The following is a 20,858-nucleotide window of genomic DNA, read 5'->3' on the forward strand; positions in this document are numbered from 1 at the left end:
GCCGCCGGGTGCGCCGCTCGTGGGCCGTGCTGTTCAGGCCCCTACGTACGGCTCCTCACTGGCCGGTTCGGAAGGGCTCCCCTATGCTTCACGGCCCATGAAGGTCGCGCTGGTCGTGATGCCGCTGGCGGCGGTTCATCGCCCGAGTCTCGCCGCGGGCCTGCTGCAGGCGGCGGTGAAGGCACGGGGCCTCGAGTGCCACACCCGGTACTTCAACGTCACGCTGTGGAAGATGCTGGGCGCGGAGGCCTACCGCTTCTTCTGCCACGAGGCGCCCATGACGGTGCTGGCGGGTGAGTGGGCCTTCGCGCAGGCCTTCCACGGGCGCCGCGAGGGCGCGCGCGAGGCCTATGCCCGCGAGGTGCTGGACCATCCGGTGTGGGGCCTGGCGCCCGCCTCCCGCGAGCACATCTGGGCGCTGGAGGCGCTGGCGCCCGCGTTCCTGCGCGTCGTCTTCGAGTCCTGCGACTGGGGCCAGTACGACGTGGTGGGCTTCACCAGCACCTTCGAGCAGACGATGCCCTCGCTGTGCCTCGCGCGGATGATTCGCGAGCGCTACCCCCGGGTGAAGCTGGTGGCCGGTGGCGCCAACTTCGAGGCGGGCATGGGCCGGCAGTACATGGAGCGCTTCGAGTTCCTCGACTACGTGGCCACGGGCGAGGCGGACGACTCCTTCCCCCAGCTGTGCGAGAACCTGAGCCGGGGCCGCGACGAGGTGCCCCCGGGCCTGCTCTACCGGGAGGGCGGCGGGGTGCGCGAGTCCCCCCGGCGCAAGGAGCCGGGCTACGCGAACCTCGACGCGCTGCCCACGCCGGACTACGAGGACTTCTTCCAGCTGGTGCGCACGAGCGCGCCCGAGCTGATGGCGGGGATGTGGCTGCCCCTGGAGGCCTCGCGCGGGTGCTGGTGGGGCGAGCACTCGCACTGCACCTTCTGCGGCCTCAATGGCGAGGCGATGACGTTCCGCCGCAAGAGCTGGCGGCGCGTGGTGGACGAGCTGGAGGAGGTGGGCCGGCGTCACGGCGCCGCGCCCGTGCAGTACGCCGACAACATCCTGGCGATGGACTACTTCAAGGACCTGCTGCCCCACTGGGCGGGCCAGCCCACGCGCACGGAGAAGTTCTTCGAGATCAAATCCAATCTCAAACGCCGCCAGGTGCGCCTGCTGCGCGAGGCGGGCATCACCCGCGTGCAGGCCGGCGTGGAGACGCTCGCGGATGGGACGCTCAAGGTGATGCGCAAGGGCGTGTCGGGCGCGCAGAACGTGGCCCTGCTGCGCTGGTGCCAGGAGCAGGGCGTGGACTCGCTCTGGAACGTCATCTACGGCTTCCCCCGCGAAGACATCGACGACTACTCGCGCACGCTCGAGCTGCTGCGGAAGATGGCGCACCTGCGGCCGCCGGACATGAGCTCGCCCATCCGCATGGACCGCTTCAGCCCCAACCACGCGGGCTGGCTCGAGCAGGGCTTCACCCGCATCTCCCCCATGCCCGCCTACCGGCACGTCTTCCCGTCCTTCCCGGACGAGACGCTCCACGCGCTGGCCTACTACTTCGACTACGAGCACCCGCGCTTCAACGAGGTGCTCGCGCGGGGCGCGGCGCTCCAGTCCTTCATCTCCCAGTGGCAGGAGCGTCACGAGCGGCGAGAGAACGGCGAGCTCGCCGTGAGGCCGCACTGGCAGGGCGGTTTCGTGCTCGTCGACAGCCGCTTCAACGTCACTCCCGCGAGCGAGCGCCTGGCCGAGGCCACCGTGGCGCTGCTGCTGGCGTGTGACGCGCCCACCTCGCGCGAGCAGGCATTGCGCACGGCGGCCGAGGCCGTCTCCGGGCCCGCGGCTCCCGGCACGCTGGAGCGGGAACTGACACGGCTGCTCGAGCGGGGCATCATCGCGAGCGTGGGCTCGCTCCTGGTGACGCTGGCGATGCTTCCCGAAGGACTGCGGACGGAGCGGCTCGCGAGAGCCCACTGACAACCACGAGGAGGGGAGATGTCGAAGCAGACGAGGTACCTGCTGACGGTGGACTCGGCGACGGGTGCGGCCGTGAAGCTGGAGCGACTGGGTGAAGCGGGAGACCTGACCGAGGTGCCGCTGAGCTCGCTCTCGGTGCCCACGGCCGGCGCGGCACCGCCGCCCGCGGCACCGGCACCCCAATCGCTGGTCATCAACATCTTCATGGGCGGCCCGCAGCAGGCGGCGCCGCTCTCCATCTCGACGCCGGGGACCGTGGGGCCGGGAGTCTCCACGCAAGGCCTGAGCATCGTCGGCCCCGGAGGCCCCGCGCCGAGCCTGAGCATGGTGGGCCCCGGAGGCCCCGCGCCGAGCCTGAGCACCGTGGGCCCCGGAGGCCCCGCGCCGAGCCTCGCCGGTCCCGGTGGGCCGGGAGGGTCCGGTGCTCCGCCGGAGGGACCCGCTGGACCGGGAGGTCCCGGTGGTGGGGGCAGGCCCCATGGCGGAGGCGAGGGCGGCTCGCGGTAGGCTGGCCGCGTGGACCTCACCGCCGCTGTCCGGAAGCTCCAGACGCTTCGCTCCTTGATGACCGGCCACACCGACCGGAGCGAGGAGCGGCGCATCCTCGACCTGCTCGAGGGCGCGAGTGCCGCCGAGCTCAACTACCTGCTGCTCAACGTGGACCTGGATGCCCTGCTCTCCGACGTGGACGACCGCGTCGTGGGCCCGGACAACCTCACCGCGCTGCTGGCGTTGCTGTGCGTGAAGCGGGCGCCCGAATTGGGCCTGCCCTTGCGTGCCTCGCTCGTGTCCGCGCTCCAGACGGGAGACACCGCCGGACTGGCCGAGCGCATGGTGCATGCCCTGTTGCTCGGGGTGCGCGGCCGCGAGCTGACGGTGTTCAAGAACCTGCTCGATGGGCGCGGCAACTCCCAGGACCTCCAGGAACTCCTCTTCGGTGACGTGGATGATGAGGGCCTGCGGCAGGACATCCTCGCGCACATCCGCCGGGAGGCCGGGTCCGCGCCGAGCGGTGAGAACAAGGTGCTGAGCGACATCGACGACACCTTCCTCGCCAACTGGGTGGACGCGCGCTATCCGCCGAAGACGGTGTACCCGGGCGTGCTCCAGTTCTACCGGGAGCTGGACCGCGGGCCGGGCCTCATTCCCGGGCGCGAGGGAGACCTCACCTTCATCAGCGCGCGGCCGCGGGATCCGCTCGGCCTCATCGAGGACCGCACGCTGGCCACCCTGCGCGAGCACGGCGTGGGACACGCGGTGATGCTCTCGGGCTCGTTCACGCACCTGCTCGGCAACGCGCGCATCGCCGCCATGAAGTACGAGAACTTCAGCCGCTACGTGCAGCTCTATCCCGAGTACGGCTTCGTCTTCACGGGCGACAGCGGGCAGGGCGATGTGGTCTTCGGCGAGCGGATGCTCCAGGAGCACCCGGACTCGGTGCGGGCCGTGTTCATCCACGACGTGGTCGCTACGCCCGAGTCCGTGCGCCAGACGTGGCGCGGCCGGCGCATCTTCTTCTTCGACACCTACGTGGGCGCGGCGGTGGAGGCCTTCGAGGTGGGCGTCATCTCCCGGGACGGCATGGCCCGCGTGGCGCTCGCCGCTCAGGAGGAACTGGCCCGCGTGCCCTTCACCTCCGAGCCGCAGAGGCAGGCCCGGCGGGACGAGCTGGAGCGAGACGTGCGGCGCGCGGAGACACTCGTGGGCCGCGGGCTCGCCGGGTAGGCCCGGCCGGGTTCACGCCGCGGGGGCCTCGAGGGCCTGCGCGTCGTCGATGGCGGTCAGGCAATAGCAGTGCACCGGCTCGGGGATGCCCTTGAGCTCCAGCGCGCCCATCGCCCGCGCGTCGATGGGCCGGGGCGAGAGGTGCTGGAAGACGGGCTCGGACACGAGGATGTCTCCCTGCTGGCAGCGCTGCTCGAGCCGCGCGGCGATGTTCACCCCGCGCCCCAGCACCGTGTACTCGCTGCGCAGCCGCCCACCGAAGGCGCCCACCGCCACCGGGTCCTGGTGGATGCCCACGCGCAGCCGCAGTCCCTCTCCCCGCGAGCCCGGCCAGACGAGCTCGCGCGCCACCCGGTGCCAGTCGCGCGCCATCGCCACCGCGCGCCGCGCCTGCTCCTGGGGCGTCATCGTGTCCGGTGCGCCCACCAGCGCCATCACCGCGTCCCCGATGAACTTGTCGAGCGTCGCCCCGTGCTCGAACGCCACTCCCGCCATCACGTCGTAGAAGCGCCCCACCAGGCGGGCGAGCTCCTCGGGCGGCAGGCCATCCGACAGCGGGGTGAACGAGACGATGTCCGCGAACACCACCGTCACCACGCGCCGCTCCGGAGGCCCGTCCAGCGGGTGCTCCCCGGACAGTACCCGGTCCACGTAGCTCGGCGGCAGGTGACGGTGGAGCACCTCCTCCACGGCGAAGCGGTGCACGCGCTCCAGCTCGCACCGCCCGGCGAACTCGCGGATGCGCAGCCGCCGGTTGATGTGGTGCACCACGAGCGTGACGACGCACAGGAACACGAGGTAGGTGAGCGTCACGTCCAAGCCGGTGAAGTCCACCGGCCCCTGCGTCTTCCACAGGCTGCACACCACCACCCACGCAGCCAGACTGCCGCCGAGCGTCGCCGTCGCCTCGGCCACCGTGAGCGAGAAGATGCCGGGCAGCATGGCGATGAGCACCGCCATGGCCAGCACGTGCTGCGACTCGAAGCGTCCCATCTCCGCCGCGGGCGTGGCGCTATAGGCGGCCACCGCGATGCCGGTGACGGCCGTGGCCCATCCCATCACCCGCCGGCCCGGCTTCCGCCTCGCGAGCAGGTACATGCCCGCCATCAGCGCCAGCACCCAGCCCGTGACGTGCATCGCCGAGGGGAAGTTGGGCGAGAAGAGCGGCGCCACCTCGGTGAGGCCGACGAGGACGAAGCTGATGGGCGCGAACAGCCGCCAGCGCCGGCACAGCACCTCATGTTCCCGCTCGGTGAAGCGCGCGAGGTCCTCGCCGCTCAAGGTGCCAGGGACCGTGCTTCTCTGAGGGATCCAGAGGCGTGGGGGCTGGGCGGTGTCGTCCATGGGGTGCAGTCTGGCGGACAACCGGGCTGGAACTCCATCCCCTGGCTGAAAAGGAGGGGGGCGAGCGAGGGCCCGCTGCGAGGGGGATGCCTCGATTCCCATCTTCCCCCGGGGCGCGGCCGGGAGGGACCCGGCCGCCTCCATTCCCTCACCGCAGCGAGGAGCGAGCGATGGCGCAGCGGATGGATGTTCGGGTCGGCATGGATGTGAAGAGCAGGGACGGGCACCGGCTGGGCAAGGTGATTGGCCTGGCGGAGGACGCCTTCGTCGTGGAGAAGGGCGTGTTCTACGCCCGGGACTACCGCGTCCCCTTCCGCTCGGTGGAGCGGATTGAAGGCGATGACATCCACCTGTCGCTGGAGAAGGACCAGCTGCGCAAGGCCAGCCTGGGCGAGGTGCTGGAAGCCTCCGACCGGTTGGACATGGGGCCGGACTCGCTGAGCGAGGCGCGCATGGACAGCGCCAAGTTCCAGGACCACGGCCAGTACGACGTGCGCACCGAGAGTGAGAAGGCGGCGGAGGAGACGCGGCCGATCGGCTTCGATCCGAACACGCCCTCGCACCTCTAAGGCATGCACGTCGTCCAGTTCCTGCTGCCGCTGCGCGACAACGAGCAGCGGCCCTTCCCCCGGGCGGACTTCGAGAAGGTCCGCGCCGAGCTCACCGAGCGCTTCGGCGGTGTCACCGCCTTCCTGCAGTCTCCGGCCATGGGGGCGTGGAAGGACGAGGGTGAGACGGTGCGCGACGAGATGGTGCTCTACGAGGTGATGGTGGAGCGGCTCGACCGGGCGTGGTGGGGCTGCTACCGCGAGGAGCTGGAGCGCCGCTTCCAGCAGGAGCGCGTGGTGATGCGGGCGCTCGGGGCGGAGACGCTCTGAGCCGCGTCACGAAGGCACGGCGGGCCCCTATTCCCGGCCCTCACCGCAGGGCGTCGGTGGCGCTCGTGGCGGTCAGGGCCTGGACGAGCCAGCGCTGAAGCGTGCTCAAGTCCTCACAGCCCTCCACGCGGGCCTGCTGCTGGGCGCCTGGCGACAGGCCGCGCTGCCGCAGCAACTCGTATAGCGCCGTGCGCATGGCTCGCAGTCCCTCCTGGCGCCCTTCCTGGAGTCCCTCCTGGCGCCCCTCCTGGAGTCCCTCCTGGCGCCCCTCCTGGAGTCCCTGCTTGCGAGCCAGCGACAAGGCCCCGCGTTCGTCCTGGAGCGCCATGCCCGCGCGGATGTAGGCGTCCCACTCTTCCTCGGTGAAACCCGCGGCGCGAGCCGCCTCCAGCGCGTCCCGGAACGGCTGCTCGGCCAATACCTCCGGCACCATCTCCAGGTTGCTCGCTTCCCGGAAGAAATAGGCCCACTTCTCCACCACCGTCCGCGGGGGACGCGATGCGTCGTACTTGGGTAGCTCCAGGAACACGAACTGGAGCTGCCCCAGCCCTCGCGCGCCCCCGTGCTGCTCCTGCATCCGCCAGCGGCTGAGCATCGGCACCCGAGGCGCCTCCCGCTGGGGCCACAGCTCGAAGTCGCAGATGGTCACGCCGATGACGTCATCCAGGTCCGGGTACGTCTGCCCGGCATCGAGCTGGCCGGTGTACGCCTTGGCCACGTTGTACACCACGCGCTTCTCGAAGCCCTCCACGTTGAGCACCTGCATCTCCACCACGTAGTGGGTGCCTCGCGCGTCGGTGCACTTCACGTCGACGATGGAGTACTTGAGCTCCTGTACCTTCGGCCGCTGCTCGGCGGAGAGCAGCTCCACCTCCACCACGCGGTGCGCCTCGTCCAGCTCCAGCAGCCCGTTGAGCAGGGCCACCAGCAGGGGCTTGTGCTCCTCGGTACCGAAGATTCTCTTGAAGACGAAGTCGGTTTTCGGGTCCGCGAACAGGGGGCGCATGCCCTTCATGTAGCGCGCCCCGTCCCTATTGTCGCCCCCGACAGGGTCGCTGGGCCGGATACCGAGTGAGGACCGGGGTGGGGTGAGGGGTGAAACCCCATCCCGGCCCTCTCCCCGAGGGAACTGGGCGCACGGCATGCACCCACTCGACCTCGACCCTCTCCCCGAAACGGGAGAGGGGGTGCTGACCGCTACGACGACTTCAGGAGCCCGTCTTCTTCAGCTTCTCCGCGGCCGGAACCACCTTGAGGAAGCGCGCGGGCATCTTCTCCACCAGCCGCTCGGTGTATTGGGTGAACAGGCGGTACATGACGGGCAGCAGCACCAGCGTGAGCGCGCACGCGGAGAGGGTGCCCGCCACGATGACCACCGCCAGCGGCTTCTGCGTCTCCGAGCCGATGCCATGGCTCATGCACGCCGGCACCAGGCCCAGCGCCGCGAGGGCCGCCGTCATCAGCACCGGCCGCAGCCGCTCCTGGGCGCCGCGCTCGATGGCGTCGTCCAGGGCTTCGCCCGCCGCGCGCCGCTCGGCGATGGCCGACATCACCAGCACGCCGTTGAGCGACGCCTGGCCGATGAGCGCGATGAAGCCCACCGCCGCCGCCACCGACACCGGCATGCCCGCGAGGTACAGGCCGAACACGCCGCCAATGAGCGCGAAGGGCACGTTGAGCAGCGTGATGACCGCGCGGCCGAACGAATCGAACGCCTTGAACAGCAGGATGAGCGTGAGGATGAGCGCCACCGGCAGCACCGTCATCAGCCGGTTCATCGCGCGCTCCTTGTTCTCGAACTCGCCGCCCCACTCGATGGAGGTGCCCGCCGGGCTGGGCGCCTTGGCCTGCACCGCCGTGCGCGCGTCGTTGACGAACGAGCCCAGGTCTCGCCCGCGCACGTTCATGCGGATGCCAATGTAGCGCCGGCCATTCTCGCGGTTGATGGAGGCGCGGCCGAAGCCCGTCTCCACGTGCGCCAGGGCCTCCAGCGGCACCGTGGCGCCGCCCTCCACCGGCACGCGCAGCTTGGCCAGCTTCTCCACGTCGTCCCGGCTGGAGAGCGGCAGGCGCATCACCACGTCGAAGCGCCGCTCACCCTCCCAGAACTCGCTCACCGGACGGCCACCCACCGCCGTCTGGAAGACGTGCTGGAAGTCGCCCAGCGACATGCCGTAGCGCGCCAGCGCCACCCGGTCCGGCGTCACCTTGATGTCCGGCACCTCGCCGCTCTTCACGATGCCCAGGTCCGCCACGCCCGGCACCTCGGCGATGACGTTCTTCACCTTCTCCGCCTGGTCCTGGAGCACCTTCAGGTCATCCCCGTAGAGCTTCACCGCCACCTGGCCGAACTGGCCACTGATGCTCTCGTTGACGTTGTCGCTGATGGGCTGGCTGAAGTTCACCTCGATGCCCGGCACCTCGTCGATGTTCCTCTGCAGCACGGCGATGACCGAGGGCAGGTCCGGCGTCTCCTTCGGCCACGCCTCGGGCGGCTTGAGCTTCACGAAGAACTCGAGGTTGTTGGTGAGCGTGGCGTCCGTGCCGTCCTCGGGGCGGCCGAGCTGGCTCAGGATGCTGTCCACCTGCGGCGCCTGGCGGATGAGCTGGGTGAGGCGTGGCACCAGCTTGCGGCCCTCGGACAGCGACACGTTGGAGGGCAGGGTGAACGTCATGTAGAGGCCGCCCTCGTTGAGCTGGGGGAGGAACTCGCTGCCCAGGCGCGGCAGCATCCACCCGGCGATGAGCAGGCCCACCGTGGCCAGCGCGATGACGAGCCAGGGCCGCCCGAGGGCGAAGCGCAGCGTGGGGCCATAGGCCTTGGACGCGGCGCGCAGCACCGGCGACTCCTTGTGCTGCACCGGCTTGCGGTACACGAACGAGGCCAGCACCGGAATGAGCGTCACCGAGAAGATGAGCGCTCCCATCAGCGCGCTCACCACCGTGTTCGCCATGGGGCTGAAGATGCGCCCCTCCACCCGCTGCAGCATGAAGATGGGCAGGTAGGCCGCGATGATGATGAGCAGCGAGAACACCGTGGGCTTCACCACCGCCTGGGTGGCCTTCTTGATGCGCTCCATGGGCGTCTCCGGCTCGTGCCCGGGGGGCCCATGGTGGGACATGCGCGCCAGGATGCTCTCGATGATGACCACGCCTCCGTCCACGATGACGCCGAAGTCCACCGCGCCCATGGACAGCAGGTTGGCCGACATGCCCCGCAGCTTCAGGTAGATGAACGACGTGAGCAGCGACAGCGGAATCAGCGAGCCCACCACCAGCGCCGCCCTCAAATCCAACAGGAAGACGAAGAGCACCAGCGTCACCAGGATGGCGCCCTCGAGCAGGTTGTGGCCCACCGTCTTGAGCGTGGTGTTCACCAGGTCCGTGCGGTCGTAGAAGGCCGACACCTCGGCCCCGTCCGGCACCAGCCGCGCGTTGATGTTGCCGATGGCGTCTCGCACCCGCGCCAGCACCACCGAGGGATTCTCCCCGCGGCGCATCAGCACGATGCCCTCCACCACGTCGTTGTCGCCCTCTCGGCTCACCACGCCCTGGCGCGGCGCCCAGCCCTCCGTCACCTCGGCCACGTCCTTGATGAAGACGGGCGTGCCCTCGTGCGTGGCCACCCGCACATCGCGGATGTCGTCCAGGCCGTGGAACAGGCCCTCGCTGCGGATGACGAACTGCTCGCTGCCGCGCTCCAGCGTGCCGCCGCTCGCGTTGAGCGAGCCGTCCTTCAGCGCGTTCTCCAGGTCCTCCAGCGTCAGGCCGAAGGCCGCCAGGTGCGTGGGGTCCGGCTGCACGTGGATTTCCTTCAGCAGGCCGCCATAGCTCACCACGTCCGCCACACCGTCCACGCGCAACAGGCCCGGCCGCACCACCCAATCCTGCAGCGTGCGCAGCTTCATCGGGTCGCCCTTCGCGCCCTTGAGCGTGTAGCGGTAGATTTCACCGATCGGTGTCGCCAGGGGTCCCAGCTCCGGCGTCACGCCCTCGGGCAGCTCCGCGTCGCGCAGGCGCTCGAGCACCTGCTGGCGCGCGAAGAGCGCGTCCACCCCGTCATTGAAGGTGAGCGTCACGAAGGACAGGCCGAAGAGCGACAGGTTGCGCAGGCGCCCCAGCCCCGGCGTGCCGTTGAGGGCGCGCTCCAGCGGAAGCCCGAGCTGCCGCTCCACTTCCTCCGAGGGCTGGCCCGGGTACAGGGTGATGACGTTCACCTGCGTGTCGGTGGGGTCCGGAAAGGCCTCCACCGTCAGGTCCTTGAACGACATCCATCCCCAGATGGCCGCGAGGAGGGTCAGGAAGATGACCGCCGCGCGGTTCCTGAGACTGAAGTCTACGAGCTTCTCGAACATGGACGTTTCCTCGCGGACCTAGTTGGCCAGCTCGATGGTGTTCTCCAGCAGCAGCGCGCCCCGGGCGACGAAGCGGCTGCCCGGCTCGAGTCCGCCGTGCACCTCCACCTCGCCATCGCGGCGGCGGCCCGTCGTCACCGCCACGCGCTCGAGCCGGCCGGCCTCGCGCGCCACGAAAATCACCGAGCGCGCTCCGTCCGTCACCACCGCCGTCGCCGGCACGCGCAGCCGCTTCACTCCCGAGGGCGCCTCGGGCGTCACCTCCACGAAGGCGTTGGGCCGCAGCGCCCGGTCCTCGTTCACCACGCGGATGCGCACCTCCACCGTGCGCCGCTGCGGATCCACCACCTCGGAGATGCGCTCCACCTTGCCGCGCCGCTCCACCGCGCCCGACTGCGTGCGCACCCGCGCCGTCTGGCCCTCGCGCAGGTCCGCCGCGTCCCCCTCCTGCATGTCCGCGATGACGAGCACCTCGCCCAGGTCGGAGATGCGCAGCAGCGGCTTGTCCCGGTCCGGCGTCACCTCCTGGCCCCCCGTGAGCTCCAGGTCCACCACCGTGCCCGCGCGCGCCGCCGTCACCCAGAAGAGGTTGTCGCCGTCCGCCGACACCGAGAGGCTCGACTTCTTGGACTGCGCCGCTTGCAGGGCCAGCTTCGCCTGGCGCAGCTCGGCCTCCGCGGCCAGCAGGTCCTTCTCCGGCGCGGCCTGCAGGCCCACCAGCTCGCGCACCCGGTCCGCCACGCGCTGCTTGTCCGCCACGTCCGTCTCGGCGCTCTTCACCTCGCGGTCCAGGTCCGCGAAGGCGCCCGAGCGCACCGAGAAGAGCCGGTCTCCCGCCTTCACCCGGTCACCGATGCGCACGCGCACCTGGTCCACGCGGCCGGCCATCGGCGAGCCCACGGCGGAGGTGCGGTGCTCGTCCAGGTCCACCCGGCCCGGGGCCGGCAGCGGCGCGAGCGCAGGGGCCTCGGCGGCCACCGCGAGCTCGATGTACTGCCACTGCGGCCCATCCGGAGGCAGGTGCACGCTCTCACCCTTTACGACGGGGCCAGAGGCGGCGGCGCCCTCGGCCTCGGCGCGGTTGGGGTTGCCGAGCACCAGGCCGAGCGTGACGGCGGTGCCCAGGCCGAGGCCCGCGGCGGCGAGCCAGAGGGGACGGCGGAGAGAACGGGAGGAAGAAGCGGTCATGGGGGTGGGGTCTCCGAAGAAGGGAAGAAGGTCAGAAGTGCTCGGCCAGCTCGCCAGGCGGCTTGGGGCCGGCGCCGCGCACGCGCTCCATCGAGACGGAGAGGCGGAAGGCGGCGAGGTCCAGGTCGGCCGCGTCCAGCACGAGCTGGCCGTAGGTGCGGCGGGCGAAGAGCAAGTCGAGCATCGAGGCCCCGCCGGCCTTCACCGCCGCCTCCAGCCGCTGCACCAGGTTGGCGGCCTGGGGGAGCGTCTGGGTGCGCACGCGCTCGCGCCGCGTCTCCACCGACTGGCGCTGTGTGGTGAGCGCCGTCAGGTCACGCCCGGCCTGAGCGGTGAGCTGGGCGCGGGCCCGCTCGGCGGCCTCGGCCGTGGCGCTCGCGGCGAGCGCGTCCGCCTGGCCATGGTCGAAGAAGGGCAGGGGAATGGTGAGGTTGATGCCCAGCGAGTCACGCTGGTTGCCGGAGATGACGAACTGGTCGCGCAGGTAGCCCACGCGCAGGGTGGGGTCCGGAATCCAGCGCCGCCGCGCGAGCGTCAGGGCGGACTTCGCGCTGAGCTGCTGCGCCTCCAGCGAGCGCAGGTCCGGCCGCTGCTGTACGTCCACGGGCGCGAGCGTGCGCGCCAGTCGCGTGGTGAGGAACTGGGACGCCGCCTCGAGGCCACCAAAGGGAGTGCAGGCCAGGCCCACCGTCCGCGAGCACGTCAGGAGCGCCTCGGTGAGGTGGTTGTTCTCCTCGGCGAGCTGGCCCTGGAGCTGGGCCTCCTCGAGCGCGGCGCGGTCCGCGTCCAGGCCCGCGGTCTCTCCGTGCTGCGCACGGGCGCGCTGCAGCTCCGTCAGCCGCGCGGCGTCCGCGGCCAGCTTCTCCAGCTCGGCCACGCGCACCTCGGCGGTGGCCACCTCCGCGGTGCGCTCCAGCAAGTCATAGGTGCGCGCGCGCAGCAGCGCCTGCACCTCGAGCGCGGTGGAGGCCAGGGCCGCGCGGGCCGCGTCCTTGCGAGGGCCGCGCTTGCCCAGCTCCAGTTGCTCGGAGAGGCCCACGCCGTAGTTGGGCACCTCCGTCCAGCGGTTGAGGCCCGGCGGGTTGGTGGAGCCCAGCGGCAGGGTGTTGGCGCCGAGCTCCAGCTCGGGATTGGGCAGCAGTCCGGCACGCACCACGTCCGAGCGCGCGGAGGCCACGCGGGCCCGGGCGCTGGCGAACTCGGGCGAGCGCTCCCATAGCAGCGCGGCCACGCTGTCCTCGTCCGGCAGCGACGCGAGGCAGAGGGGGGTGGGCGAAGCGGCGGGCGCCGGAGTGGCCTCGGGCGTGGAGGCCGGGGCGGCCGGAGAAGGTGCTGCTTGCGCGGAGGCGGCGGTGGCCCCGAGCAGCATGCAGGAGACGAGCAGCGATGGAACGCGACGCAAGGAAGTGGCTCCCGGTGGGGTTCGGGAGGGTTCCCTTCGCAAGCCACGTGCCGGGGATTCTTCGAGTGATTCCGAGGGGTTGGGTTCCCTGGCCACTTCAAGGAAATTGAAGCCGGGGGGCGGACTTCAAAATCCTTTCATTGAAGATTCTTCAAGTCACTCACGGTGCGAGCTCCGGGAGGCCGCCGTCCAAGAGGGGGCTTCCAGGTAGAGTCCGCGCTGTCCCTCATGACGACCGAACTCATCCTGATCCGCCACGGAGAGACGGAGTGGAACTCCCTGGGTCGCCTGCAGGGGCACCTGGACAGTCGGCTGAGCGCCAAGGGCCTACGTCAGGCGGACGCGCTCGCCGAGCGCCTCGCGTCCGTTTCCTTCCATGCGCTCTACTGCAGTGACCTGGGCCGGGCGCTGGAGACGGCGCGCCGCATCGCCGCGCGCACGGGCCACCCCGTCGTCGAGGACATGCGCCTGCGCGAGCGGGGCCTGGGCCTCCTGGAAGGGCTCACGCGGGAGGAGGCGAGCCAACGCCATCCCGAGGTGTTCGCGGAGTACGCGGCGGGCGGGCCGGACTTCGTCATCCCCGGTGGAGAGAGCGCGTCACAGCGGCTGCGCCATGCGGTCGAGTGTCTGCACGAGCTCGGCACCCGCCACGCGGGAGGGCGCATCGTGGTGGTCACCCATGGCGGAGTCCTCAGCAGTCTGTTCCGGCATTGCCTGGGGATTCCGCCCGGCGCGCCGCGCACCTTCTCCGTGCTCAACGCGAGCTGGAGCCAGTTCGACTACCACGCGGGCTCCTTCCGGCTGGTGACCTGGGGGGACGTGAATCACTTGAAGGACGACAGCCGCGACGACACGTGAGCGGCGGCCCGCGCAGAGGGGGTTGAGCCCTCCGGGGGCGTCCGCCGATGGGTTGGAGCCGGGGCAATCCCTCCTGAGTCGAATGTTTTCCTGCTTGGGTGGGATGGATCCGTTTTCAGGACGTCTATCGGGGGATTCACTCCATTCCCACCTGGCAGCGCGGAAACGCCGCCCCCGGAGGTCGTCTTCATGAGGAAACACCCGTTCATCCCGGCCCTCACCATCGCTAGCGCCGTCCCGGCGCTATTTCTGTCCATGGCGGCGTTGACGCTGGCGGCGACGACGAGCGCGTCGGCCGCGGAGCGCATGAACCCCTCGGATGCCCGCCGTATCACCAAGGCGCGTGAGCGCATCGTCCCCGCCGTGGAGAGGGAGTTCGGGCCCAAGGCCCGGTTCATCCACCTCTTCGGCCAGGGCCGCACCATGCTGGCGGGTGTCGTCGCCGAGATTCCCGAGCAGGCGCAGGCGACGGATGACGTGCCGCTGCTGGCCATCGTCCAGTACGACGAGCCGACGGGCGCGGTGCGCGTGGTGGCGCGCGAGTTCAAGTACCGCGAGGCGCGCGCGGTGGGGCCGCACGTGGCCCTGCTGGATGGCGAGGGCAACCTGCGCCTGCGCGAGCCGAGCGGTCGTGAGCGGCTGCTGGCCCAGCGGGTGGGCGGAGATCTCTTCCCAACGGCGAAGGGTGACGCCTTGGTGGCCACGCTGATGGGCAACGCCGAGGGACACGAGACGGCCGTGGGCCTCATCGACCTGAACGGTCGCGTGAAGGTGCTCGCGGATGGGCCCGGCGTGGATGCGACGCCCTCCATCTCCCCGGATGGCAAGACGGTGGTGTTCGTGTCCGCGCGGACCAGCGTGGCCTCGTTCTACGTCACGTCGGTGGAGGGCGAGGAGCCCAAGCAGCTCACCAACGTCGGGCTGGAGAACTACATGCTGTTCGGTGGCGCGCCGGTGGGCTTCGTTCCCCCGCCCGTCTCGAGCCACCACATGGAGTGGGTGAGCAACGACGTGCTTCGTTACAACGCGGGCGGCGGCGAGTTCTGGAAGATCAACGTGCGGACGGGCCAGGCGGCTCCGGATCTGGGAGGTGAGCAGTGATGACGATGATGAAGAAGCTGGCCCTGACGTTGCTCTTCGCGCTGCTGGCCGTTCCGACGGTCTCCTCGGCGCAGACGATGTTCCGCTTTCCCATGTCCATGCTCTCCGACCAGTGTGGCAACGGCGGCTGCACGGTGAGCGCGTACAAGGATTACGGTGGGAGGGATTACGCCTGTGGGGGCGTGCGCTACAGCGGCCACACGGGCACGGACTACGCCCTGGTCGGCGGGTTCAGCAAGATGGACTACGGCGTATGGGTCATGAACGCCGCCCAGGGTGTCATCGAGTCCTCGGCGGATGGTTATTACGACAGGTGCAATTACTGGAATCAGTCCAACCCGTACGCCGCCTGCGGCCTCTACACGGCCAACTACATCATCATGCGGCACCCGGATGGCACGAAGAGCAAGTACTGGCACCTGATGAAGTACACCCAGCAGTTCGCCGTGAACACCTCGCTCAGCTGCGCGTATTGGATTGCCCGGGCGGGCTCGTCCGGTGCCTCCACGGGTCCGCACCTGCACTTCGAGTACTGGGTGCCGGGCTACGGCATCGATGACCCGTACGCGGGGTCGTGCGGCACGCCCTACACGCGGTGGACCTCGCAGGGCGCGTACCGGGGCCTACCGGGAATCGCCTGTCAGTAACCGGCCGGACTGCCCAAGGTGGTCTAACTGCCGCTGATGTGAAGTCCGCATCAGCGGCGGTTTCGTGTCTGCGTCGGGCCGAGCGCCTGAGCACAACGCCGCTGAGCCGGCTTCCCAGGTTCTCCCCGACGGGATTCGAACCCGCCGGGGAGACGAACCTGTCTACTGAATGGTGTAGGCGACCGTGCCGCTGCAGCTCCCGCCAGAGTAGCAGCCGGCGCGAAGCTGATAGGTACCGCTCTGGCTGGCCGTGTAGGTCAGGTACGAGAGCACCCCGCAGCTGTCGTCGTTGAGGGCCACCTGCGTGCCTCCCGGGCCATACACCCGCAGGTACGTGTCACCCGAGCCGGAGGCTCCCGTCACCGAGCAGGTGCCGAGCTGAATCGTCTGCCCGGCATTGAGCAGCACCGAGTGAGTGACGGTGTTCTGCTGCGCGCTGTTCGTGTTGGTGGCGCTGTAGCTGAACGTGCCGCTCATCGGGCAGAGGAAGCGCACCCGGTAGTCCTGGCAGTACCCATCGGACTGGTTCGCGTTGACGCAAATGCCGCCTCCGGAGGGCGTGCAGCTGTACACCTCGCCGCTCTGCGTCCAGTCCACCCCGGAGGTGGTCTGGCACTGGATGCCGACGGGGCTGGAGCACGCCTGGCCAAGGGGGAGGAAATCGCTCAGTGCCTCCCAATCCCCTGAGCCGCTCGGGCCGTCGCGGTTGAGCCAGCCGGTCCAGTTGCCGGACGTCGCCGTGCCCAGGCTGACGCCGCGCTCCCACAGCTGCAGGAAGTTTTCCGCCGAGCGGTTCAGGTGGTCGAGGTAGGCGCTGGGCGTTCCCACGGTCTGCAGGTCCGTCATGAGCTGCGGCAGCAGGCCCACGTGGGCCAGGCCCTTGCGCTGCAGCTCGTTGGGCCCCCCGGCGTTGTTGATCTGCGTGTAGTCCGAGGGACAGGTGAAGGGGTTGTAGCGGGGCTTGAGCTGCGAGATGAAGCCGTTGAGGTCCGCGCCGAACCCCACCTTCATGCCGTTGTCGACGGCGTACATGAGCGACTGGGCGAAGGACCTGGCGGAGCCCTGGCAGCTGTTGCTGACGGAGCCGTACTGGAGGGTCGACTCCGGACCCGGGCGCAGACCCACCATGCCGCCCGTGCTGGTGATCATCTGGATTTCGGCGGGCTTGATGTACTTCTCGTGGCGCTCCATGGAGGGGTCGATCGTGTTCCACATGTGCGCGTGCGAGTAGAGCAGCGGGTAGTTCCCGTGCTGCTGCGCGAGCTGGTAGGTGTCCGCGAACGCCTTGCGCGACAGGTGGGCCACGTCCACCAGCATGCCGCGGTCCATCATCGCGCGGACCAGGGTGTTGCCCTCGGCGGAGAGGCCCCGCTCGTTGAGGTAGGTGTCACCATCGCACTTGCCGGTGCTGCCCGTGCTGTTGCGGCAGACGATGTCGTTGATGCGCGTGAGATCGCTCCCGAGCGAGAGGAGCTCGATCTTGTCGGCGGCGCTCATCAACTCGGGAATCGGCGCCGCGCCGCTGAAGCGGTTGTCGGCATGGTGCGCCACCTGCACCGAGCTCACCCCCAGGCTGCGCAGCTCGTCCAGCTGCGCGAGGAAGTCGCCGGTGGGGAAGAGCTGCGTGACCTCGACGGCCAGCACGAGCACGAGCTTGCCCTGTTGGATGAGCGCGCGCGCCTGGGCGGGCGTGGTGGCGATGCCCACCCAACTGCTGTTGCGCGAGACGAAGCCATACGCCGCGTTGATCTGCCGCTTGGCGGACGCCATCTCGTCGCAGTCGTAGCGGCGCGTCACGGGGGCCGTGTTGGAGCACAGGAAGTTGGACTCGGCGACGGACACGACCATGACGCGCAGCCCGTTCTGCCAGGCCTGCTGCAACCAGCCCTGCCACATCTGCTGATGCGCGATGGCGTTCCACATGGGCCACTGCTCGAAGTGCTGCTGCGGGCAGGTGCCGGGCACCGGGATGCCGAAGACATAGCGGCACTGCCGCCGGTCGTACCCGCGCCGCTTGCCCAGGTGCCAGCCGGTGTCATCCCCGAGCAGCTCCGACACGACGGGGAAGCGCGTGGCCGCGTGGGACTTGAGCGGGAAGTTGCCATCGCAGCGCTGGACGGCCACGTCCATGGGTCCCTCGAGGGTGCCCGAGAACCAGCCGCCGCCGAAGCTGTGCTCGGCCATCAGGTGCGAGTGCAGGTCCACATAGCCGGTGACGGGCTGCGCGCCGGCCAGCGTGCCGCCGCACAGGACGGCGACGAGCGCGAACAGGGACAGGGAGGTCCGGGAGTTCATCGGCGCTTCTCCTGGGACGAGGGAAGGGGCTTCGCGGCCGGCTTGGGAGCGGGGGCCGCCATGGCGCACGTCGTGCAGCTGCCTCCGTTGTCGTAGACGAGCTGCTGCACCTGGAGGGTGGTGAGGTTCAGCTTGCGGGTCATCCGGCCGTCGGGGTCTCCCAGGTACAGGGCGCTGTTGTCCGGCGCGAGCGCCAGGCCGTGCACCTCGTCGGGCGAGGCGAGCTTGAGCAGCACGTCGCGCCGCTCGGTGCCGGTGTTGCGATCCTCGGTGACCTTGACGAGCTGCGCGTCCACCACCCCGTAGGAGACGTTGCTCTCGGAGCCTTTGACGACGATCGCGGAATACTCCTCGAACGAGCTGTTGAGGGTGACGTACCCGCTGAGGGCCGTGCCGTCGGAGGACGCCATGTGCACCAGCTCGTCGCCCGAGCTCGTCCACAGCACCTTGCCCGTCTCCGGGTCATAGGTGGTCCCGTAGGGGCCACTGGTGTCGGTGGCGAGGGTCTCGACATTCGAGCCGTCGAGGTCGCTGCGGCGGATGGCATTGCCGGCGTAGTCGGCCCAGTAGCGTTTCGCGACCGGCGCGGTGCGTTGCGCCTGGGCGGTGGACGGCCTGACGCCACCGGCCTTCACGGCGGTGGAGGGTTTGACGACGACCACGCGAGGATCCTGCTGGCCGAGGGCCGTCGAGCCGAGCAGGAGACCCCCGAGGCAACACAGGGGCAGGGGCAGGCGGAACCGCGATTTCATGGGTGCACCTCCGGCGTGAGGCACACGCCGTCAGTTGAGCGAAGAGCCCTCCCGGGACGGTCCATCTCCAGGCACGGGCATCACGGAGCACGCGAGCCCACGTCCCATGAGGAACATCAATCATCTCAAGCATTTCCCTTTTTTTCAAGACTAACGGTGAAACCGAGTGTGCACGGGAGTGTTCCCCTGGCGCTCGAAACGATCCGCCGGCCGCGTCGTAGGACGCGTGGGCGCCGACGGCTCCGATGTCAGTGGCCCGTGAGGCTCGCGGTGTCGAGCTTCGCCGTGTTGCGTGGGCAGGCCTCCCGCGCACTGCATCCAGCGGCCGCGAGGACACGAAGCCTGGCTGGCGCGCTCCGTGCTTGGGCGCCGTGCACCATGCCCGGTCCTCATGACCTCTTCGTCCGCTATACCTTTGGCCACCCCGAGCGGGCCGAGGCCGAGCTGCGTGCCGTGCTGCCCCCGCATGTCGTCTCCGAGGTGGACTGGTCATCCCTTCGGCGGGAGTCCGGCTCTGTCGTCGACCCGGAGTTGCGAGAGACCGAGAGCGATCTGCTCTTCACCGCCCGCCTGCGCACGGGACGCTCGTTGCTGCTGTACGTACTGCTCGAACACCAGTCGTCGGTGGACCGGTGGATGGCTTTGCGCATGCTGCGTTACGTGGTGCGCCAGTTGGAGCACTGGCGCCAGCAGCACCTGGAGAGCGCGTTGCTCCCGGTCATCATCCCGCTCGTCATGTTCCACGGGCCGGAGGGAGCCTGGACGGCGCCGCGGCGGGTGGAGGACCTCTTCGAGCTACCGGGGGAGACAGAGGAGGCGCGGAAGTCATGGCGAGCCTTGGTGCCACGCTTCGAGTACCTGCTCGACGACCTGACGGCCGAGCGGGAAGAGGCACTGCGAGCCCGGTCCGGTCCTCCGTTGGCGCAGCTGGCGTGGCTGGTGTTGCGCTATGGGCGTAGCGACGAACTGGCCCACCGTCTCCCAGCGTGGACGGCTCTATTCGCGCAAGTGCATGCCACCCCCGAGGGCACCGAACATCTGGTGGTGGTCATGCGTTACCTCCTCTGGATTGGAGGCAAGACCATCCAAAGAGCAGCGGGGCAGGTGCTACATTCGGTGATGGACGCACAGCAAGCGGAGGCGCTGATGGGAAGCTGGGCCGAGGAAATGATTGAGCGGGGACTCCAGCAGGGTCTGGCGCGCGGCAGGGAAGAGGGGTTGTGCCGGGGGCGTGTCGAGAGTCTCCTGCGGATCCTCACCCTCCGGAGGATTCCCGTCGACGAAGCCTCCCGGCAGCGCATCCTCCACTGTACCGAGCTGGAAACGCTCGACTGTTGGCTCGATCGGGCCCTCCAGGTCACGACCGTTTCCGAGTTGCTGGATGATGGGGCGCGCGCGTCTCCGTTGAAGGACTCGTAGCCGTCGGCGTCCCCGGTGTCAGCGGCCCGAGAGGCTCGCGGTGTCGAGCTTCGCTGTGTTGCTCACGCAGGCCTCCTGCGAGTCGGAGACGCCGAGGTCGATGCGCTTCGACTGGTTGGCGCGCGTGAGGCTCTGCAGTCGCAGCTCGCAGTGCGAGGGCGTTCCGAAGCGGTCGTAGTGGAGGGCGTAGAAGGTGCCGGGCTCCTTCGGCAGCACCCCCACCTGGTCGAGCAGCATGTCCCCCGCGGCGGCCATCCAATCGAGGTCCGCGAGCAGCCGGGCCTGGAGCTTGCCGTCGAGGCTCCACAGGCACACGTCCGTCTTGCCGTCCTTGCCCGCGCGAGCCTCGCCGTAGGTGATGAGGCGCTCTCCCGAGAAGCGCGCGTTCGAGCCCGACACGCACGGCAGCGGCGGCAGCGGCGTCTTGCGTTTGGTGTCGAGGTCCACCAGCCCGATGAATTCCTGGTAGCGGCCGTTCTTGCGCTCGCTCTGCGCGAAGAAGAGGACGGGCCTGGACGGGTGCGCCTCGAAGCCGAGCACGTGCTGGTAGAGCCCGTGGCGTTTGCCATTGCGCGAAATGTCGAGCACGTATGAGAAATCGCTCGCGCAGCCGAACGCGTAGTAGGTGAGCGCGTACGGGGCCGGGAGCTTCACCATCCGCTCGTTCTCCTGCTGCTCACCGTTGAGGGTCATCTCTTCACCGGCCTGCTTGACGCGCTCGTAGGCTGTCTCGCCGGGGATGAAGTTCTCCGGCTGGCACGGGGCGGGCTCGGCCGGCTTCTGCTTCACGGCGGGCAGGCGGGCCGGGATGGGTTGGAGCTCGGCCCAGGAGGCGTTCTTCGGCTCGGCGGCCGAGGCGGTGGTGGCCATCAGCAGCAGGCCGAAGGACAGCGTGCGGCGAGTCGTCTCGGGGTGCATGGAG

17 protein-coding genes are annotated in these 20,858 nt (G+C 69.7%); 9 read left to right on the plus strand and 8 right to left on the minus strand.

Annotation, left to right across the window (positions count from 1 at the left end; genetic code table 11):
- Nucleotides 1–97 precede the first annotated feature (97 nt).
- Genes ACJ8AN_RS24500 through ACJ8AN_RS24510 form a run of 3 tightly spaced genes read left to right on the plus strand, consistent with a single transcriptional unit; the run spans nucleotide 98 to nucleotide 3,697 of the window.
- Complete coding sequence (locus tag ACJ8AN_RS24500) at nucleotides 98–1,972, plus strand: RiPP maturation radical SAM C-methyltransferase (RefSeq protein ID WP_407757870.1); 1,875 nt, start codon at nucleotides 98–100, stop codon at nucleotides 1,970–1,972.
- A gap of 18 nt (nucleotides 1,973–1,990) precedes the next feature.
- Nucleotides 1,991–2,479 (plus strand): hypothetical protein, encoded by a 489-nt coding sequence (locus ACJ8AN_RS24505; RefSeq protein WP_407757871.1) that lies wholly within the window; start codon nucleotides 1,991–1,993, stop codon nucleotides 2,477–2,479.
- Between the two features lie 9 nt (nucleotides 2,480–2,488).
- Nucleotides 2,489–3,697 (plus strand): phosphatase domain-containing protein, encoded by a 1,209-nt coding sequence (locus ACJ8AN_RS24510; protein WP_407757872.1) that lies wholly within the window; start codon nucleotides 2,489–2,491, stop codon nucleotides 3,695–3,697.
- 12 nt (nucleotides 3,698–3,709) lie between these two features.
- Here the strand turns inward: ACJ8AN_RS24510 and ACJ8AN_RS24515 are convergent, their stop codons facing one another.
- Nucleotides 3,710–4,978 (minus strand): adenylate/guanylate cyclase domain-containing protein, encoded by a 1,269-nt coding sequence (locus ACJ8AN_RS24515; protein ID WP_407757873.1) that lies wholly within the window; start codon nucleotides 4,976–4,978, stop codon nucleotides 3,710–3,712.
- Nucleotides 4,979–5,241: 263 nt separating this feature from the next.
- Between ACJ8AN_RS24515 and ACJ8AN_RS24520 the strand changes: the two genes are divergently transcribed.
- Nucleotides 5,242–5,610 (plus strand): hypothetical protein, encoded by a 369-nt coding sequence (locus ACJ8AN_RS24520; RefSeq protein WP_407757874.1) that lies wholly within the window; start codon nucleotides 5,242–5,244, stop codon nucleotides 5,608–5,610.
- Nucleotides 5,611–5,613: 3 nt separating this feature from the next.
- Nucleotides 5,614–5,919, plus strand: coding sequence for a hypothetical protein (locus tag ACJ8AN_RS24525; protein ID WP_407757875.1), 306 nt, complete (start codon nucleotides 5,614–5,616; stop codon nucleotides 5,917–5,919).
- 40 nt (nucleotides 5,920–5,959) lie between these two features.
- Here the strand turns inward: ACJ8AN_RS24525 and ACJ8AN_RS24530 are convergent, their stop codons facing one another.
- The 4 genes from ACJ8AN_RS24530 to ACJ8AN_RS24545 form a co-directional block, all read right to left on the minus strand.
- A complete protein-coding gene (locus ACJ8AN_RS24530; RefSeq protein WP_407757876.1) occupies nucleotides 5,960–6,925 on the minus strand; it encodes an Rpn family recombination-promoting nuclease/putative transposase in 966 nt (321 codons plus the stop codon).
- 202 nt (nucleotides 6,926–7,127) lie between these two features.
- Nucleotides 7,128–10,274 (minus strand): efflux RND transporter permease subunit, encoded by a 3,147-nt coding sequence (locus ACJ8AN_RS24535; RefSeq protein ID WP_407757877.1) that lies wholly within the window; start codon nucleotides 10,272–10,274, stop codon nucleotides 7,128–7,130.
- An 18-nt stretch (nucleotides 10,275–10,292) separates the two neighbouring features.
- Entirely contained in the window at nucleotides 10,293–11,462 is a 1,170-nt protein-coding gene (locus ACJ8AN_RS24540) for an efflux RND transporter periplasmic adaptor subunit (protein ID WP_407757878.1), read from the minus strand.
- Between the two features lie 31 nt (nucleotides 11,463–11,493).
- Nucleotides 11,494–12,864, minus strand: a complete 1,371-nt coding sequence (locus ACJ8AN_RS24545; protein WP_407757879.1) for a TolC family protein — start codon at nucleotides 12,862–12,864, stop codon at nucleotides 11,494–11,496.
- A gap of 228 nt (nucleotides 12,865–13,092) precedes the next feature.
- Here ACJ8AN_RS24545 and ACJ8AN_RS24550 point away from each other — a divergent pair, with 228 nt between their 5' ends.
- The 3 genes from ACJ8AN_RS24550 to ACJ8AN_RS24560 all read left to right on the plus strand — a co-directional run bounded on the left by ACJ8AN_RS24550 (nucleotide 13,093) and on the right by ACJ8AN_RS24560 (nucleotide 15,470).
- The gene (locus ACJ8AN_RS24550) at nucleotides 13,093–13,722 is read left to right on the plus strand and encodes a histidine phosphatase family protein (protein ID WP_407757880.1); all 630 of its coding nucleotides are present in this window, start codon (nucleotides 13,093–13,095) and stop codon (nucleotides 13,720–13,722) included.
- Nucleotides 13,723–13,911: 189 nt separating this feature from the next.
- Nucleotides 13,912–14,823 (plus strand): TolB family protein, encoded by a 912-nt coding sequence (locus ACJ8AN_RS24555; protein ID WP_407757881.1) that lies wholly within the window; start codon nucleotides 13,912–13,914, stop codon nucleotides 14,821–14,823.
- Nucleotides 14,823–15,470 carry a M23 family metallopeptidase gene (locus ACJ8AN_RS24560; RefSeq protein ID WP_407757882.1) on the plus strand — a complete coding sequence of 216 codons (648 nt, stop codon included), beginning with the start codon at nucleotides 14,823–14,825 and terminating at the stop codon, nucleotides 15,468–15,470. The genes ACJ8AN_RS24555 and ACJ8AN_RS24560 overlap by 1 nt, the downstream gene beginning before the upstream one ends.
- A gap of 162 nt (nucleotides 15,471–15,632) precedes the next feature.
- Here ACJ8AN_RS24560 and ACJ8AN_RS24565 read toward each other — a convergent pair whose 3' ends face one another.
- Both ACJ8AN_RS24565 and ACJ8AN_RS24570 read right to left on the minus strand, forming a co-directional pair.
- Nucleotides 15,633–17,765 (minus strand): membrane dipeptidase, encoded by a 2,133-nt coding sequence (locus ACJ8AN_RS24565; RefSeq protein ID WP_407757883.1) that lies wholly within the window; start codon nucleotides 17,763–17,765, stop codon nucleotides 15,633–15,635.
- Nucleotides 17,762–18,517: a hypothetical protein gene (locus ACJ8AN_RS24570; RefSeq protein ID WP_407757884.1), complete on the minus strand. Its 756-nt coding sequence runs from the start codon at nucleotides 18,515–18,517 to the stop codon at nucleotides 17,762–17,764. Before ACJ8AN_RS24570 ends, ACJ8AN_RS24565 begins: the two co-directional genes overlap by 4 nt.
- Nucleotides 18,518–18,895: 378 nt before the next feature.
- On the opposite strand from ACJ8AN_RS24570, the gene ACJ8AN_RS24575 reads away from it, so the two are divergent.
- Nucleotides 18,896–19,936: an Rpn family recombination-promoting nuclease/putative transposase gene (locus ACJ8AN_RS24575; protein WP_407757885.1), complete on the plus strand. Its 1,041-nt coding sequence runs from the start codon at nucleotides 18,896–18,898 to the stop codon at nucleotides 19,934–19,936.
- Between the two features lie 18 nt (nucleotides 19,937–19,954).
- Here ACJ8AN_RS24575 and ACJ8AN_RS24580 read toward each other — a convergent pair whose 3' ends face one another.
- On the minus strand, nucleotides 19,955–20,854 hold the full coding sequence (locus tag ACJ8AN_RS24580) for a hypothetical protein (protein ID WP_407757886.1): 900 nt from the start codon (nucleotides 20,852–20,854) through the stop codon (nucleotides 19,955–19,957).
- Between the last annotated feature and the right edge of the window lie 4 nt (nucleotides 20,855–20,858).

It is taken from the genome of Archangium sp. (assembly GCF_045802675.1).
Lineage (GTDB): Bacteria > Myxococcota > Myxococcia > Myxococcales > Myxococcaceae > Archangium.

What these genes read in the sequence shown, in the direction of transcription:
- ACJ8AN_RS24520 (WP_407757874.1), top strand. Translation starts at nt 5,242, where the DNA reads ATGGATGTGAAGAGCAGGGACGGGCACCGGCTGGGCAAGGTGATTGGC.
- ACJ8AN_RS24550 (WP_407757880.1), top strand. Translation starts at nt 13,093, where the DNA reads ATGACGACCGAACTCATCCTGATCCGCCACGGAGAGACGGAGTGGAAC.
- ACJ8AN_RS24525 (WP_407757875.1), top strand. Translation starts at nt 5,614, where the DNA reads ATGCACGTCGTCCAGTTCCTGCTGCCGCTGCGCGACAACGAGCAGCGG.
- ACJ8AN_RS24505 (WP_407757871.1), top strand. Translation starts at nt 1,991, where the DNA reads ATGTCGAAGCAGACGAGGTACCTGCTGACGGTGGACTCGGCGACGGGT.
- ACJ8AN_RS24535 (WP_407757877.1), bottom strand. Translation starts at nt 10,274, where the DNA reads ATGTTCGAGAAGCTCGTAGACTTCAGTCTCAGGAACCGCGCGGCGGTC.
- ACJ8AN_RS24565 (WP_407757883.1), bottom strand. Translation starts at nt 17,765, where the DNA reads ATGAACTCCCGGACCTCCCTGTCCCTGTTCGCGCTCGTCGCCGTCCTG.
- ACJ8AN_RS24500 (WP_407757870.1), top strand. Translation starts at nt 98, where the DNA reads ATGAAGGTCGCGCTGGTCGTGATGCCGCTGGCGGCGGTTCATCGCCCG.
- ACJ8AN_RS24570 (WP_407757884.1), bottom strand. Translation starts at nt 18,517, where the DNA reads ATGAAATCGCGGTTCCGCCTGCCCCTGCCCCTGTGTTGCCTCGGGGGT.
- ACJ8AN_RS24560 (WP_407757882.1), top strand. Translation starts at nt 14,823, where the DNA reads ATGACGATGATGAAGAAGCTGGCCCTGACGTTGCTCTTCGCGCTGCTG.
- ACJ8AN_RS24530 (WP_407757876.1), bottom strand. Translation starts at nt 6,925, where the DNA reads ATGCGCCCCCTGTTCGCGGACCCGAAAACCGACTTCGTCTTCAAGAGA.
- ACJ8AN_RS24540 (WP_407757878.1), bottom strand. Translation starts at nt 11,462, where the DNA reads ATGACCGCTTCTTCCTCCCGTTCTCTCCGCCGTCCCCTCTGGCTCGCC.
- ACJ8AN_RS24555 (WP_407757881.1), top strand. Translation starts at nt 13,912, where the DNA reads ATGAGGAAACACCCGTTCATCCCGGCCCTCACCATCGCTAGCGCCGTC.
- ACJ8AN_RS24580 (WP_407757886.1), bottom strand. Translation starts at nt 20,854, where the DNA reads ATGCACCCCGAGACGACTCGCCGCACGCTGTCCTTCGGCCTGCTGCTG.
- ACJ8AN_RS24575 (WP_407757885.1), top strand. Translation starts at nt 18,896, where the DNA reads ATGCCCGGTCCTCATGACCTCTTCGTCCGCTATACCTTTGGCCACCCC.